Origin of the sequence: Pseudoalteromonas sp. P80D2, from assembly GCF_036680945.1 — a bacterium.
Lineage (GTDB): Bacteria > Pseudomonadota > Gammaproteobacteria > Enterobacterales > Alteromonadaceae > Pseudoalteromonas > Pseudoalteromonas shioyasakiensis.
Window position 1 is genome coordinate 54,992 of record NZ_JAZDAR010000016.1, and the last position, 16,168, is coordinate 71,159.

At 41.7% G+C, this 16,168-nt stretch carries 9 protein-coding genes and 1 pseudogene; 1 reads left to right on the forward strand and 9 read right to left on the reverse strand.

All coding sequences use genetic code 11. The features are described 5' to 3' along the window. Positions 1-91: 91 nt before the first annotated feature. The 4 genes from VRK28_RS00965 to VRK28_RS00980 form a co-directional block, all read right to left on the reverse strand. Positions 92-2,428 (reverse strand): fatty acid cis/trans isomerase, encoded by a 2,337-nt coding sequence (locus VRK28_RS00965; RefSeq protein ID WP_332393116.1) that lies wholly within the window; start codon positions 2,426-2,428, stop codon positions 92-94. After that, positions 2,425-2,805, reverse strand: a complete 381-nt coding sequence (locus VRK28_RS00970; RefSeq protein WP_332393117.1) for a hypothetical protein — start codon at positions 2,803-2,805, stop codon at positions 2,425-2,427. The genes VRK28_RS00965 and VRK28_RS00970 overlap by 4 nt, the downstream gene beginning before the upstream one ends. A 138-nt stretch (positions 2,806-2,943) precedes the next feature. Beyond that, entirely contained in the window at positions 2,944-3,609 is a 666-nt protein-coding gene (locus tag VRK28_RS00975; protein WP_332393118.1) for an SDR family oxidoreductase, read from the reverse strand. A 114-nt stretch (positions 3,610-3,723) separates the two neighbouring features. Next, a complete protein-coding gene (locus VRK28_RS00980) occupies positions 3,724-4,518 on the reverse strand; it encodes a VOC family protein (protein WP_062566589.1) in 795 nt (264 codons plus the stop codon). A 231-nt stretch (positions 4,519-4,749) separates the two neighbouring features. Between VRK28_RS00980 and VRK28_RS00985 the strand changes: the two genes are divergently transcribed. Continuing rightward, positions 4,750-6,816: a TonB-dependent receptor gene (locus tag VRK28_RS00985; protein ID WP_130166177.1), complete on the forward strand. Its 2,067-nt coding sequence runs from the start codon at positions 4,750-4,752 to the stop codon at positions 6,814-6,816. Between the two features lie 65 nt (positions 6,817-6,881). Here the strand turns inward: VRK28_RS00985 and VRK28_RS00990 are convergent, their stop codons facing one another. From VRK28_RS00990 to VRK28_RS01010, 5 genes and pseudogenes are all read right to left on the reverse strand, one after another. After that, the gene (locus VRK28_RS00990) at positions 6,882-7,598 is read right to left on the reverse strand and encodes a hypothetical protein (protein ID WP_130166148.1); all 717 of its coding nucleotides are present in this window, start codon (positions 7,596-7,598) and stop codon (positions 6,882-6,884) included. A gap of 71 nt (positions 7,599-7,669) precedes the next feature. Beyond that, the gene (locus VRK28_RS00995) at positions 7,670-9,466 is read right to left on the reverse strand and encodes an alkaline phosphatase (protein WP_332393119.1); all 1,797 of its coding nucleotides are present in this window, start codon (positions 9,464-9,466) and stop codon (positions 7,670-7,672) included. A gap of 11 nt (positions 9,467-9,477) precedes the next feature. Beyond that, entirely contained in the window at positions 9,478-11,067 is a 1,590-nt protein-coding gene (locus VRK28_RS01000; RefSeq protein ID WP_332393120.1) for an alkaline phosphatase, read from the reverse strand. A 301-nt stretch (positions 11,068-11,368) separates the two neighbouring features. Then, complete coding sequence (locus VRK28_RS01005) at positions 11,369-15,013, reverse strand: Ig-like domain-containing protein (protein ID WP_062566593.1); 3,645 nt, start codon at positions 15,011-15,013, stop codon at positions 11,369-11,371. A gap of 1,052 nt (positions 15,014-16,065) precedes the next feature. After that, a pseudogene (locus VRK28_RS01010) lies at positions 16,066-16,168 on the reverse strand (elongation factor Tu); the annotation flags it as partial.

Sequence of the window (16,168 nt, forward strand, 5' to 3'; positions counted from 1 at the left end):
CTTTACTCATTATTTTTTAAAATAATTGTAGTTCATAGAATACAAGAAAGCCCACTTGAAGTGGGCTTTAAACATGATAGTTAACAGAAATTTATCGATTTTCGAGTCGGTTATAGTCAAATAACCCAAATTCAACGCCGCGGTACTCTTTCGCTACACGGTGTAAAATATCGCTGTATTGCCAAAACTGTGGATGTGTTCGGCGAATAGCGAACTCACTTTTCAGATCTCTGTAAGCTGCTTCATCTGTTGCTTTAGCAAGCCCAGCTGTAAAAGCTGCAATTTGCTGGTCATTGTGTAAATACCAAATGGCTTCTGGGTAATCACCTATGAATCCAGGCACAATCGTTACTGTATCTTCGTCATAAGCTCGTTGCCCTTCTTCATTCAATAAGCTCGAAATATTGTAATGAGCATTATGATGGATCAGGGTATAGGCCTTGTGCTTATCATCGCCATCTTTGACTAACACAAACGAAATTTGCGGTAGCAAGTTCACTGCTTTAACCGGAAGGTTGTTAATTTTAGCAAGTGGTTCAGGCACTTTCGTATAGTCGTAACGAGGGCTTAAAATTGGCTTAAGCTTCTCTTTTAGCATATTGAACAACTCTGACTGCGGATCCATTGTTTTGTATTCAATACCCGTAGGTTGGCTAAATGACAATTCATCTTCAAAGAAACTCGTTAAGCTAGGTGGTGATTTACGATACCACTGAGCTTTAATTTCTTTGCGCTTAGCTTCTGGTAATAATGCAAGGTAGTTTGCTTCACCCTCTAAGCGTAAAAAGTCCATGTACAAACGAGTTAATAGCTGATGACCAATGTTGCCATACACATCAAAACCCGCCACCAGCAAGTAATGAATACGTTCAAATAGTGCGTAGTCGAGTATCCAGGCGGTTTTTGGTTGCTGGCCTATCCAGCCTTTTACAACTGTTGCGCTATCAAAGTGGCGGAACACTGTGAGTGCTGCATTTTGGTTATGGCCATCACCCTGCCAAAGTAAATCGGTTGTTAGGTGCTGACCGTTCTCAAACATCTTATTAGCCAGTGCAACTTTGGCTGACAAATATTTGTTTTGGCGTTTTGAATACTTCACCCAACTAGAAATCGGCAAGGCATTACTTTCTTCTTCAGCTGGTAATGCTAAGGCATCTTCATGTTGTAACAACATTTCACCCACTTTAGGTGTCGCCGCCATTTCAGGTTTAGCAAACCCCACCCAGAACTGGTCGTTAATCACGTTTAACGCGATTTGACCTCGACAAACCGGCCCTTTAATAAAGCCCATAATAATAAGCTCAGCTTCATCAAGCATAAATTGATAACGTGAGTTTACTGGGATTGCAGCAAAGGCTTTAAATGGGTTTGAAGCCACTTCTGGCTTATAGCTTGGCAGTTTATCTACTTGATAATCAGCTTCAATAAATTGCGAATGTAAGCGTGCAAGCTTTTCGTCATTTAATGCTAAAGGTAAATGTGTTTTCGCTAAAATAGTCGAACGATCATGCATTAAACGATAGTAAACACGCTCAATCTTAGGGTCTTCATAAGGGCGACGGGTGCTAATGTGTTTGATCTCTTCACCCGGTGGCGTTGAAGAGCGAACCAGCTTAAAGTAGCTGTGTTTATCGCCATGCTCAGGGAAGTACATATGCGCTAAATACCAGTGCTCATAAATATAGCGAGCAGCCAACTGATGCTTTAAACCATCTTGATTTAAAAATGCTTCCCAACGTTCGACTTGTTTTAGTACGCCTTCTTCAGGAGGTTCAATATGAGCAAGGTAACCGCCCTTCTTAAGCCATTTAGTAAGGTGTTGAAATTCTTCGCTTGAGATACCCGGTAAACCATAAGGCATACCACTGTGTGGGCTATCTTTAGCAAATGAGTCAAACTCATTCATTGTGGTACATGTTTGTTCACGATCGAGTGAAAAATCAAACTCATCGCCTAAAATAGCTTGCTTAGGTAGTGGGCTGCTTTGCTTAAGTACTAAGGCATTATAAAGCACACTACCGGCAAGGTTCGCTTCTTCTGTTTGAGCTCGCTCGTTAAGTACTGGGGTAAAGCCTTTTTCACGCCACTGGGCGGTACTTGTCGCATCAAACAGCAAGCGGCTTGGCTCTTGCGCTAGTAAACGTGTGCCGTCATAAACACGCTCTTTACTTAAGCCGCGGTCAATACCTTCCACAGAAGATAACTTAAGCTGACATGGTGCGTCATAACAGCCGTGACAAACCACACAACGAGTGTCGAGTACAGGCTTTACATCACTTAAAAACTCGGCACCTTCAAGTGTTGATGCAGCAACAACGCGCTCTCTAGGTTGCTCTTCACCAAACAGTTCATCGTAATGAGCAGCACCTAAATAAGCACAACCACTTAATAAAATAAGACCAAATACGGTAGTGAGGAGTTTTCTCATCCTTCCTCCTCGATATCTTCAACGTCATCGCCTAAATCGAAGGTTGGCATCATATCGACTTGCGGCGATACAAAGGTTTGGTCTTTGTCGCAACTAAGCATAGCGCTCAATAGAGGTCCACGAACGAGTGTCAGTTGCGCATCATGCTCACCATCAATCAATGCTTGATAGTCATCATTTAATGCTTCAAGGCGATATTCATTAATGGCAATTGCGACACTGCTATCAACAGCAGGGTTTTGGCAAAGCTGCGCGAGTAACTCTTCGCTTAGCGTTACATGTAATAGTAAATCTGGAGATTCTATATCGCGGCTGTGAAGGTTCTCATCAAAATAAAAAAGAGGAAGGGTTAAATCGCTATTTTGCTCTAATTCCATGTGCTGCTCTCTACATCAAAATGACTTTTAATTGTACGAGTATAGCAAACTATAAGTTCAATAATTAGCGAAACTTATCAGCCGTTAGCAGCTTTTTAGCTGCTAACTAATCGAATTATAAAAACAGTGAAAAATGCATTACCAAGGTAGCGTTTCGCCGTTTGAATGCCAAAACCCACCTGTGTTGCTAAGGTTTAATTCGTCAATCCGCTTGATGAGCCGCTCTGCGGCAGTTTCAGGGCTGATATCGCCGGCAAAATTAACCATTTGCGTTTGTACAAAGCCCGGATGAAATAACCCTACGGCAATTTTTTTATCTTTTAGTTCATGGGCTAAACTAACACTGGCGGCATTAAGCGCCGCTTTTGACATACGATAACCAATGTAACCACCCGAGCCATTATCTGCAATTGAGCCCATACGTGATGTGATCATCGCTACTTTGGCATCAATACCTAAGCTTTGCTGTAATGCATGAGTAATACGAATAGGTGCAATACTGTTCACGCTGATTTGTTTTTCGATGGCAGCAAAGTCCATGTCAGCGAATGTTTCGTTATGAAAAATACCGGCGTTGTTAACTAAAATATCAATTTTGTCGCCGTGTAAGTAATTGGCAAGGGTTGCAACATCATCGGCGTTAGATACATCAATGTCGCTAATAATTTTCACATCGAGTGCTTGAAGCTCCTCACTTGGCGTGCGAACCACTGCAGTAACACGGTAACCTTGGGCTGAATACTGTTTACAAAAATTAAGACCAATACCTTTATTGGCCCCCGTAACCACCACATGCTTAGTCATCAATCTGCTCCTTAATTAGCTTTTTATACCCAAACCACCTCAAGGTGCGAGTTTGTGCATTTTGAGGAGGCTTAGATATATATACCTTGGGACAGATTGGCAAAAACCAAGGGCTTAAGTTAATTCATCAATGGTTGATTTAAGTATAGAAAATACGGCCCCTTGTGGATCGGTAATCACACTAAAGCGCCCAACATCTGGAATGTCTGTTGCTGGCACACAAATAGCGCCATTAAGCTGCGTTGCTTTAGCGACTGCCTGATCGCAATCTGCTACCGCAAAATACGGCATCCAATGGGGTGGAATATCATCTGGCCATTCATTGGTCATTTCAAGCATGCCTGCAATCGGTTGCTCATCAATGGTAAATAAGGTGTAGTCCATGCCCTCCATGGGTTTCACCTCAAACTGCCATCCGAATAACTGACAATAAAAGTCGCGACTTTTTTGCATGTCTTTCGACACAAGCTCAAACCAGTAAGGGAGGTTAAGCTCTTGTACTCGTTTAGCCCCAATATGCTCACCGGCTTGCCACAAGGCAAATGTTGCACCGCCTGGTTCTTGCAGCATCACCATGCGACCCGCTGTCATGACATCATGTGGTCCTGCCAAAACCGTTGCCCCCAATGATTTTGCCAGCTCTGTGCTTTGGTCAACATCATCAACAGCAATATACAATAACCAATGGGTTGGCATCTCGCTCATACTTGCTGGCAGTTGATACATAGCGGCAATATCATCACCTTGCTTTTGCAGCATGGTGTAATACATATCTTCGCCTATTGGCTGGTCGTCAAAACCCCAGTCAAAAAGTTGCGTATAAAATTGCTTCGCAGCTTGCCAGTCTTTAGCGCATAACTCGGCCCAACAGAAAGTACCTGCTGGGTGTTTTGTATTTATTTTTGTCATGACTGTTCCTCCTTCATTAACGGTAATCAACAAGCTGCTTTTTTGCCAATTATTTTTAAAATTTATTTAATTCACGTTTAGAAAAATTAAATAATCATAATCAATAACTTAGGTTTAAACCCTGCTAAAACAGAGAATTGCAGTTATGGCACTATATTGATTGTCACAACAAACGCATGTATAAATGCGAACAATTTTTAATAACAATTGTATAGCGATTTAACTATGACAATGAAATTTGCGCTTCCTTTTTTACTTACTCCTATCGCTGCGTTTGCAAATCAGGCCCAAGATATTGAACGTATTACCGTTTCTACAACTCGTAGTACGGCACCTGTTAGTACTGTACCTGCAACTATCAGTGTTATTACTAGTGAAGACATTGCTGAGCAACTTGCTCACACTCAAGATCTATCGCAAATTTTAGGTAATTTATTACCGAGCTTTTCACCTAGTCGTCAAAAAATGACCAGTGCAGGTGAAACACTCCGTGGCCGTGAGCCGCTATACATGATTGATGGTGTTCCTCAGTCAAACCCGCTTCGTAACGGTTCTCGTGATGGGAATACGATTGACCCTGCAATGATCGAACGCATCGAAGTGATCAGTGGCGCAAATGCAATTCAAGGTATGGGCGCAAGTGGCGGTATTATTAATATCATCACAAAATCAGCTGGCGATTTTAATCACCAAATGAGTGCGGGGTTTAGCACTCCAACAGACGGTGGCAGCGACAGCCAAAGCTATAAAGCCAGCTACTTATTCAGCCAACAACTAGATGATATCAGCTTTATTGGTGGTGTATCGGCTCGTAGTACAGGTATGTATCGCGATGGTAACGGTGACTTTGTTGGTTTAGATGGCACACAAGGTGACACGCAAGATTCAACCAGTCTAGACTTATTTTTTAAAGTGAAATATCAGCTTGATAACGAGCAAAGCATTCAAGCAATGCTGAATCACTACAAAATTGAAGGTAATGGTGACTTTGTAGCTGTAAATGGCGATCCAGCAACAGGCCTTGCAACCTCTGCTGAAAAAGGCGATGTAGAAGGCGACACGCCACGTAACCGTGTAACAACCTTTACCCTAGATTATAACCACAGCAATGTGGCTGGCGGTAACCTTGCTATTCAATTATTTACGCAAGATTTTGCAGCTATGTATGGTGGTGGCACATTTGCTACGTTCCAAGATCCAGCCTATGGTGAGACTATTTTCGATCAGTCTCAAAATAAATCACAAAAGTTTGGTAGCCGCGTTACTTACAATAAAGATAACCTGTTAAACAGCCAGTTTGATATTGCGACAGGTATTGATTTACTTTCTGACGAAACATACCAAGAGCTTGCGCAAACAGGTCGCCATTGGGTGCCAAAAACCAAGTTTAATAACATCGCGCCATTCGCTCAACTACGTTATGACGGCTTAGAGGATTGGACGTTCAATGCCGGTGTTCGTTACGAGTACGGCAAATTAAAAGTGGATGATTTTACTACCCTAGCATCTTACAACAGCAGCTTTGTAGAAGGCGGTGAGCCAAGCTTTAATGAATTATTAGAGAACTTAGGTGTTGTCTATCAAGTTACTGATGAACTTCGTCTATATGCAAGCTACAGTGAAGGCTTTAGCATGGCTGATGTTGGTCGTGTGCTGCGTGGCATTAATCAAGCAGGTTTATCGGTTGAGAGTTTCTTAAACCTAGAGCCAGTCATTTCTGATAACCGCGAATTAGGTTTTGAATTTGCCAACGATAGCTTCAATATTAAAGCCAGCTACTTTGAGTCTGACTCAGACTTAGGTTCACGTTTACAAGCTGATGCTGATGGTATTTACAGCGTGCAACGTGAGCGTACTGAGATCTCAGGTTTTGAAGCAAATGCTCAATATTACCTAACTAACAGCACAACATTTGGTGCAAGTTACGCTGATACAGAAGGTCAATATGATGGTGATGGCGACAATAAAGTAGAGAGCGATTTAGGCGGCAGCAATATATCACCTACACGTTTAAACCTTTACTGGCAGCAACAGTGGCCAGCGAATCTTTCTAGCCGCGTACAAGCTAACAAAATATTTGACCGCGACTTTAATACTGGTGAAGAGTTTGACGGCTACACAACCGTTGACTTATCGGTGCAATATCAAAGTGTTGAGTACGGTGCATTTAGCCTAGGTATCGATAACCTGCTAGATAAGTATTACATCACTTACTACGGTCAAACACGCCCAGCTGCAACACGCTATTTTGCGGGCACCGGTCGTACCGTAAACCTAAATTGGAACTATGCATTTTAGGTTTAAGCTAAGTAATTAAACAATAAAAAAGGCACCTTGGTGCCTTTTTTTGTGGTTGGTACTAATTAGTGATGATGCCCATGCTCACCTTTGAGCTGATTACCTTGCGCATCATAAAAACCGCTCGCGCCATGCTCAACAAACCCTAAGTTGATCATTTTAGCTAAAAACGGATCGCTTTCATTATCACCGATATCTGCGTAATCGGTCGTTTGATAGTTATCCCATTTCGCAAATTCTGCCTGAATCTTTTGCTGGTTGTGATGACTGGCTATTAAAGCAATTTCACGGCTATAAGTTGGTGTTGAAATACGAATTGCTTTGAGTAACTTTTGATTGGCAAGCCAGCTTAGCTCTATTTTGCTCTCACCCTGCTGTTGTGTGTAATACTCTGTTAGCTCACAGCCTTCACCTGTGCTTTTCTGGTGCGTCATTGAGGCTAAAAACTTATCGCTTACTAGCTGATATTTGCTATTCCAATCTTGTTCACCTTGCACTTCCGATGGTTGATACTCAATACCACGCTGGGCATGCTGAAAATAACGAATTGGGCGAATTTGTTGATTGCGCAACTGTTGCCATAACTCAATAAACTGTGGATTCTGCTTAGCCACCTGGTGAGGCGTACGCCAAAGGGTAAAGGTGTTTTCAGTATGCTGCTTATTAGCAACTATATCTGTGGTGACCGTATAGTCTGCTTGCGTAAAACCGGTGTTCATATCGCATTGCCCTGCAACAGCAAGAGGGCTAAGTAATGAGGCAAGTAAGATGGCTGCTTTCACGGGATTCTCTTTTGTCTGGTTTACTTTATAACTAATTGAGTAAGGGAGGCTTAGAGCCTCCCAAACACTCATTATTGTGCTAATTTATCATCGGCTTGTTTAACAAGGTCAGCTGCATAATCCATAACATGGAAAATAAGGCTTTGCTCATTAGTGCCTGTTACTAAATGTGCACCTGGGCCTACTGCATACACACCCACATCTTCTGCTGCGTGTGTTTCAGAGCCTAGTGGTACGACAGCCTCTTGGTGGAAACCAGGTGTTGTTGTGTCAACATCAGTTAAATCAACACGACCCGTTACCGGCGCAAAGTTATAACCTGCATCAGCATCAGTCTCATCACCTAAGTCGCGGAAACCGCCACCATTGGTATAACCAACCGTTGTGTATGGCATGTTATCTGCTGCAAGTGATGGTTCATCACTACCCACAGGTACCACTTTACCTAAGATTGGGTTACCGCGTTTTGGGTAGCCTGCAATGGTAAATACGTGGCTGTGGTCAGCTGTTACTATGATTAACGTGTCTTCGATGCTGGTTTTATCAAGAGCAACTTGGACTGCTTTTGAAAGCTCAACTGTATCGCTTAGTGCATTGTAAGCATTACCAGCGTGGTGACCGTGGTCAATACGGCCAGCTTCAACTGTTAGCATGAAACCATTGGCGTTGTTATCTAACACATCAATTGCTTTTGCTGTCATTTCAGCAAGTGAAGGCTCGCCAGCTACATCATTTGCGCGATCTGCTTCGTATTGCATATGTGATTCATTAAATAAACCAAATACGCGCTCTGTTGACTCTGCATCGATTGCATCAAAACCAGCTTGGTCCATCACATATTGACCTGCTGGGTATTTAGCTTTCCATTCAGCTGTTAGGTCGCGACCATCTGTACGGTCACCTTCTACTGAACTCACAGCATCAGCAGAATTAAAAGCAGCGTCTTTCGGTAAGAAATGACGACGACCACCGCCCATGACAACTTCTAAACCATCAACATCGAGGCCTTCGTAGCGTGCTTCTAGGTTTGCTTCAAAGTTAACTAACTGCGATGCAATATCTTCACAACCAGCGGTAACTGCCGCCTCTGGCATATCTGATACGTCTTCCCAGTTACGGTCAGCCGATTTTGCATACGTTGCTGCAGGCGTTGCGTGAGTGATACGCGCTGTCGAAACAATACCTGTCGACTTACCGGCGATCTCAGCAAGTTCAGTGGCTGTTACTAGTTCATTACCTGCAACCGTTGCACAGTTACCACGCTCAATATCTTCATCAACACCGATAACGCCAGCATCCGTTTTTACGCCCGATGCCATTGCTGTCATCGTACCCGCAGAATCAGGTGTTTGCGCATCAACATTATAGGTTTTAGCAAACCCTGAGAATGGTAGTGTTTCAAAGCTAAGTTGATGTTCTTCACCCAACTTACCTTCTAGCTGACCGGCCATGATACGTGCTGCCGTCACGGTTGAAATACCCATGCCGTCACCCACGAATAGGATCACGTTTTTCGCTTTACCAGACTCTTTTACAACGGCAGCAATGTTTTCTTCGCTAGTAGCGACTTTAACTTGTGCTGACTTGAACCATTCATTATCGGTCAACGGTGCTAATTGCGATGCCGTTAACGACGTTGCTGGTGCATTACAAGCAACGGTTGTATCCGTTACTTCTGCTGAGTCTAGCTCACCGTTATCGTTACTATCTTCACCGGTTAGGGTTTCTGTACCACCGTTTACGCACTGCTCAGAACCAACAGCTAATGTATTTTCAACGGTTAATGTTTTTGGTGAGTTGTCATCGTCATCAGAACAACCCGCTAATGCCACTACTACAGCAAGAGAAATTAAATTTAGTTTTTTCATCGTCGTCGCCATTATTCTTCAATTAGTTCTAGAGCTTGGTTAATGATGTGGAAAATTACGTTTTGCTCCACAACGCCTTGTGCTAGTTGCGCACCTGGACCTTTTGCATGAAGTGAAATATCTTCACCCGCATGAGTCTCAGAACCTAATGGCACGGTAGCTTCTTGGTGATAACCAGGCATCGTCGTATCAACACCCGTTAAATCAACACGACCTGCAAAAGCCGCTTCGCTATATGATGCATCAGCATCAGTTTCATCACCTAAATCGCGAAAACCTAAACCATTTGCATAACCAACTGTGGTGTACGGCATACCATCTGCCGCAAGGCTTGGCTCTTCGCTACCAATTGCCACAACTTGACCTAAGATTGGATTACCGCGCTTTGGATAACCCGCGATAGTAAATACGTGGCTGTGGTCAGCAGTAACAAGAATAAGTGTTTCTTCTGGGTTGGTGTTCTCTACTGCTGTTTGCACTGCTTTGGCAAATTCAACGGTATCGTTTAACGCGTTATAAGCATTGCCCGCATGGTGGCCATGGTCGATACGACCAGACTCAACCGTTAAGAAAAAGCCTTTTTCATTGCTCTTTAAGATATCAATTGCTTTACCTGTCATTTCAGATAATGACGGCTCACCCGCGACATCGTTAGCGCGATCTGCTTCGTATTGCATGTGTGATTCGTTAAATAATGCAAATACACGTTTGCTGTCAGCATTTAGCGTATCGAAGCCAGCTTGGTCCATAACGTACTTACCATCAGGGTACATTTCTTGCCATTCAGCAGTTAGGTCTCGCTCATCAGTACGGTCGCCTTCTACTTCACTAACTGCATCAGCTGAATTGAACGCTGCATCTTTCGGTAAGAAGTGACGACGTCCGCCGCCCATCACAACTTCAAGACCATCTACGTCAGTACCTACGAAGCGTGCTTCTAGGTTCTTCTCGAAATTAACAAGTTGTGAGGCAATATCTTCACAACCGGCTTCCACAGCATCAGCTGGCATATCTGATACGTCTTCCCAGTTACGGTCAGCCGATTTTGCATAGGTTGCAGCCGGTGTTGCGTGAGTAATACGCGCCGTTGAGACAACACCTGTTGCTAGACCTTTAATTTCTGCCAGCTCTGTTGCGGTAATTAACTCGTTACCAGCAACGGTTGCACACTCGCCACGCTCGATATTTTCGTTAACACCAATTACACCTACATCGGTTTTAACACCTGAAATAATTGCTGTCATTGTGCCTGCAGAGTCAGGGGTTTGCGCATCAACGTTATAAGTTTTGATTTGCGCTGAGTAAGGGAATTCTTCAAAGCTAAGTAAGCCTTCTTCGCCCGACTTGCCGTCCATTTGTCCCGCCATGATACGAGATGCAGTCAGCGTTGAGATACCCATACCATCGCCAACAAATAAAATGACATTTTTAGCTTTAAACGTTTGCTCAGCCTGAGCCGCCGCCTCTTTTTCTGTTAATTTTGTTTCAGCGGCACTATACCAATCATTTTGTTTTTGACTGTCTGGTAACACACCTGCATTGGCCGTCGCTGACAACGCCAGCGTTAAACCAATTGCAGTAGCAATTTTATTAATTTTCATCGTTACGTTCCGTTAGTACGTTATTTTAAGAATTTGAGTGCTAACTAAACTGCACTTGGATAATTAGCGCAGCCATACTAAGAAGGCATTGTTACTAAAAAAGTGAGTTTTCATGACGAAATGATGAAACCCAAAAAAGTAGCTCAAGAAGGTAAGTAATTAGTTTTAGAGGAAATAATAGGGTTAGTGGTTTAAGAGTAATTCAAGCTTCCTTTTAAATAACTTCAATGTAATCAACATGAATAAAAAGCCCTTGAGCATATTACTCAAAGGCTTATAGTTGCATTGTTATTTAATTTACTTACTTTTTGCGACGTCTTAGCAAGCTAAATGGCGCTAGAAGTAAAGTTAGCCAAAATAAACTACCACCGCTGCTTGAAGATGATTTTTCAACTTCAGGTTTGCTACCTTCACCGTTTACAGTCACAGTAACGGTTGTTGAAACTTGTTCTGAGCCATCAGATACAGCATAGCTAAATGTTTCTGTCGCTGAGCTGCCAGCATATAAATCAGCAAACTTCCCAGCTGGGTCATATGTGAATGTACCATCCCCATTATCAGTAACAGTTCCTTTAATACCTTCCACATCTAACGAGACCACAGATAGAGCATCGCCATCTTCATCACTATCATTCCCTAAAGCATCTATGAGTACTGTTGATGATTTAGATGTTGAAACCTCGTCAGCTTCAGCTGAAGGTATAGTATTGATACCCGTAATAATCACAGAAACCTGAGCCATAGACTCTGAACCCACTTCATCAGCTATCGTATAAGTCAATGCATCTGTTACTTGTTCACCTTTTGTCAATGAATCAAATTGACCATTTGTAGAATATGTCCAAGTACCATCATTATTATCTGTTAATTCACCTGTTAGAGTATCCAAGTAATCAATTAATGTTATTGAATGACCATCAGCATCACTATCATTTTGTAATGGTGAAATATTTACAGTTCCATTTTCGTCAACATAAACAATATCGGCTTCAGCTGTTGGAGGCGTGTTGATAGATACAGATATGGTTACCTGCCCCTCAACAAATGCACCATTATTATCAGTCACAATATACTTAAAGGAATCGGAAATAACTGTTCCAGGAACTTCATCATCAAACGCGGTTGATGCATCGTATGTAATCTGACCATCAACTAAACTTACAACACCCAAGGTTCCATTATTTTGTACACTATCAATTGATAGAGTATCACCATCTAAATCTGTATCATTTTCTAAAACATTGATAACTGTTGTTTGACCTGACCAAATTGATGCAACATCTTCAGCTGCTACAGGTGCGTTATTTGGAGGCGTATCAGTATTTAGTGGAGCACCCGCACTAATTTGGTATCCACCAGTAGTTGCGGTCGTATCTTCATGCTGCACTACGGCGTAGAGAGTTGACTCTAAGTCCGTAGTAGCAACTTTATAGAACACATAGCCTGTTTTAGAAGGGTTTGTATCTAACGTAATATCTTGATCAATTACAGTTATGCCATCTGACTTATATAATGTAAGGCTAGGTTTCATCCCCAAGCTTAAGTCAGATACACGAACAACAAACTCACTTGTGGTATCAATGTTTTCGATTTGATAAAAGTCTAGGTCTCCCTGAGAGTCAACCATCCCCTCGATTCCAGCATTACTTGGAGTAAGATCATCACTCAGATAATAACTGTCATTACTATCACTGTATGGGACATCACTGACTACTAGTGAAGTTTTAGCTATACGAACAAAATTCTCATCGATACTTGGCAACGTCTCAGTTTCTGGTACTGAGCCATCAATAGTTGGCGTTAATAACCCTGTTGTGGTGTACACTGCATTGCTGTCATTATTGTCTACATGCACTTCAACTTGATAAATACCATTTTGATTATAAGGTGCAATTACTGAGTAAATTCCGTCCCCTGAAACAGCATCTCCACCAATGCCATTATCAAACATTTCAAGTTCGCTTTTAACTTGGTTTGGATCTGTAATAGTTGCCTTAACATTAGCGCCTGTAATTAGTTTATCTTTGGTGATTGCCGTAGTCAGGATCATAGGGGCTGGATAAGTAACTGCGTTCCCATCAACTCCTTCAACGTTGACAGAGTATGTACCTGATAAGCTTGGTTCAGCACTCACATTTACCGCAGCAGTAAGGCTAGTACTTTGATTTAGATTCGTTAATTGTAACTGCCACTGCCCTGCACCATGTGCAGATAGTTTCTGGTTAGAAATATTAGCACTACATGATTGAGTGCTAGCAGTATCTATACAGTTGAAATCTATATCGGTAACGAGTGTACCAGCACCATCAAATAGCGCTAACTCAAGATCTGCAAGATCTGCATTGTGATTTACAAAAACATTTATGTTATCTAGTCCAGAATCAACATAAATTGGCTGACTGGCGCTTTGAGTACTATCAATTGAGTATGTTGTAGATGCAAGGTTCTGATTATCTGTCGCAATCGCATTAGCTTGCAAGAAAGCATCAACAATTTCAGCCAATGATGTTGGTGAAGAAAAGTACTTACCACCAGTAGCATTAGCTAAAGTGAGAAGTGGGCCAGTTGGTGATGCACTACCATAGCCAAAACTGAAAATTGGCATATTGGCTTGTTGATAATTACTGATAACCGACGCCTGTGACAAGCGAGAATCATTGTCATCACCGTCGGCTAGGACAAAAACAACACCTGGAGCACCGCTTGCTTGAGTTTGTTGATATTGTTCTAAGTTATCAAGCGCTAATTGTGAACCATCGTAAAGGGCTGTTGACCCTCCAGCTCTGATTGAATCAATTGCTGCTTTTAGTTCAGTTTTTACTGAAACATCTGGGCTTTCAATTTTAGTTACAGGAAAATCTTGTATCACATTATAGTAGCTAGAGAAGCTAACTAACCCCATTGATGTAGTGCCTTCTGCTGTAGCATCAACAAGAATTTTAGCTGCTTGTTTGGCATTATTGATTGCCGCACCGCCCATACTACCTGAACGGTCAATAACCACTTGCATATCAATATCACCTTCAACCCAAACTACATCAAGCTGATCTCGGCATGATGCTTGAGCTGAAGGTAGTTCAATCTTTACTGGTGTTACATCATCTGGAGCATTGTTAGCCAGAGTAAGAAAGCGAGTACGCTCTGGTTGAGCCGTTTTTCTTCCTAACTTAGGATCATCTTTGGCATCTTGTAATAGCACTTCCCATGCACTTTTTCCGTATACTCGACCTTGAGCTGTTCTATCAACATTACCAATATTTGTTGCAGTAGAGTGATTAAGCCAAAGCATATCACCTTGTAGAGCTTTCCACTGATTACTCATAATAGAGTTAGTAGCTAAATCAGTTTTTATAGGGCTATTTGCATCTGCGCTTTCAGCTACGCCTTGATACTCGTCAAAAAGGCCATAAGCATAGTGCCCCCATTCATGGGCAAGTGTATAACCAGCACCTTTAGGATCTTGAAGCATATCATGGTCTTTGCCAGCACCTGCACCGTTCGGGAAAACATCACCAAACCAAATATGCATGCCATTCGCACCAAAACCTGACGCATTAGCTCTAGGCCATTCTCTTGACCCCCAAATAATATCTGATTTAGAGCGATGTTTATTTTCTCTAAATACACTCACTGTGCCAAGCTTATGCTCACCATTTGTTTGCTCACAAATAGCATCTGCGAAATTTTTAAAAATTTCTTCATAGGCATTCTGCTCTGCACCTTCTGGATTATTGTATAACGACACTGTTATATCAAAAATTGCAGTTGACGAATCAGTACTGACAGCTGAAAGGCTTTGCATACTGTTAGCTGCAAATACTTTCTTTTGCTGATGCTGATCGACGGTACTGACTCTAGATAACCAACTATTGGCAGCAATTGTTGATGTTGAGGCAAGTGCAGCGGCAACGCATAAAGCAGTTTGCGTAAGTTTATTTTTATACACTAATAATTCCTTTTTATATTAACAACTTAAATTTCACCTACTGTTTTAAAGCTACTATTCGATTTAATAACTAAAAATATTGGGCGATAACTCCTTACTTAAATGTGGTCTATATTTTAAAAGTTTTCGACCACTACAGAAGGAAGTGCCTGTTACAGGAAAGGAATTAACATTAATTAGATTGATATATACATAGTTATTCATACCGATTGTTGGCAAATAATTAACACAACAATCCCCACCGAGGTGTGAATTTTATGTATGTCTTCAGTATTTCAGAGCTTTTGAAGATAGAAAGAGAAAACCTACTGCTACTTATGAGCAATTTAGATCAAACCATCAAAGTACAAGCTATAAAGATACTGAGCATCTAAAGGGGAATTAAAAATATACTGCAAATAGCAAAGCTATTTTTTGACAAGTAGCACTTAAGCTAGTCATTAGCCATCCCTGATAAAACCATTCCATTTACATGACGGCAGTGATTCTAACAAAATCCATTAACAAAATACTACTATAAGATTGATTTTCGATTTCCTGTTTAGGAACAATACATTAAGCGAGATTTACCCAACTCTTATAATATTTAACTGACATCTAACTGATACTTGAGCAATTTAAGCTAATTTCACATAAAGAATCTAACATCCCCAATACAGAAACTATATTAACAATAAAAATTTAGTGAAATATTCACATTAAAATGACGTTATTAATGAATAAAACGATAAAACAATAGCGTAATGGTGATTTTTATACAGTGGTTAACGAGGGTAAAGTTCAAAGGGTCTAGGTAAAGCCATTAGGAGGCATGGTTTATGGTAATGGGGGTCATAAAAGAAAAGGTTTACATGGTTGTGTTGGGTTTCGCTGCGCTCAAACCAACCTACCCGAAGAATGAACAGGACGAATGCTGAGTGAGATACCACACAAACCAACCCCACCAATCTAATCTGACGTCTGAAAGCTGACAGCTGATAGCTTTTCTACAAGTATTAAAAAAGGCCGCCTGGGCGACCTTTTTATAAGCTGTGAAGCTCTATCTGTTGATATTACTCAACGATAGTTGCAACAACACCAGCACCAACTGTACGGCCACCTTCACGGATAGCGAAGCGTAAACCTTCGTCCATCGCGATTGGGCAGATTAGTTCT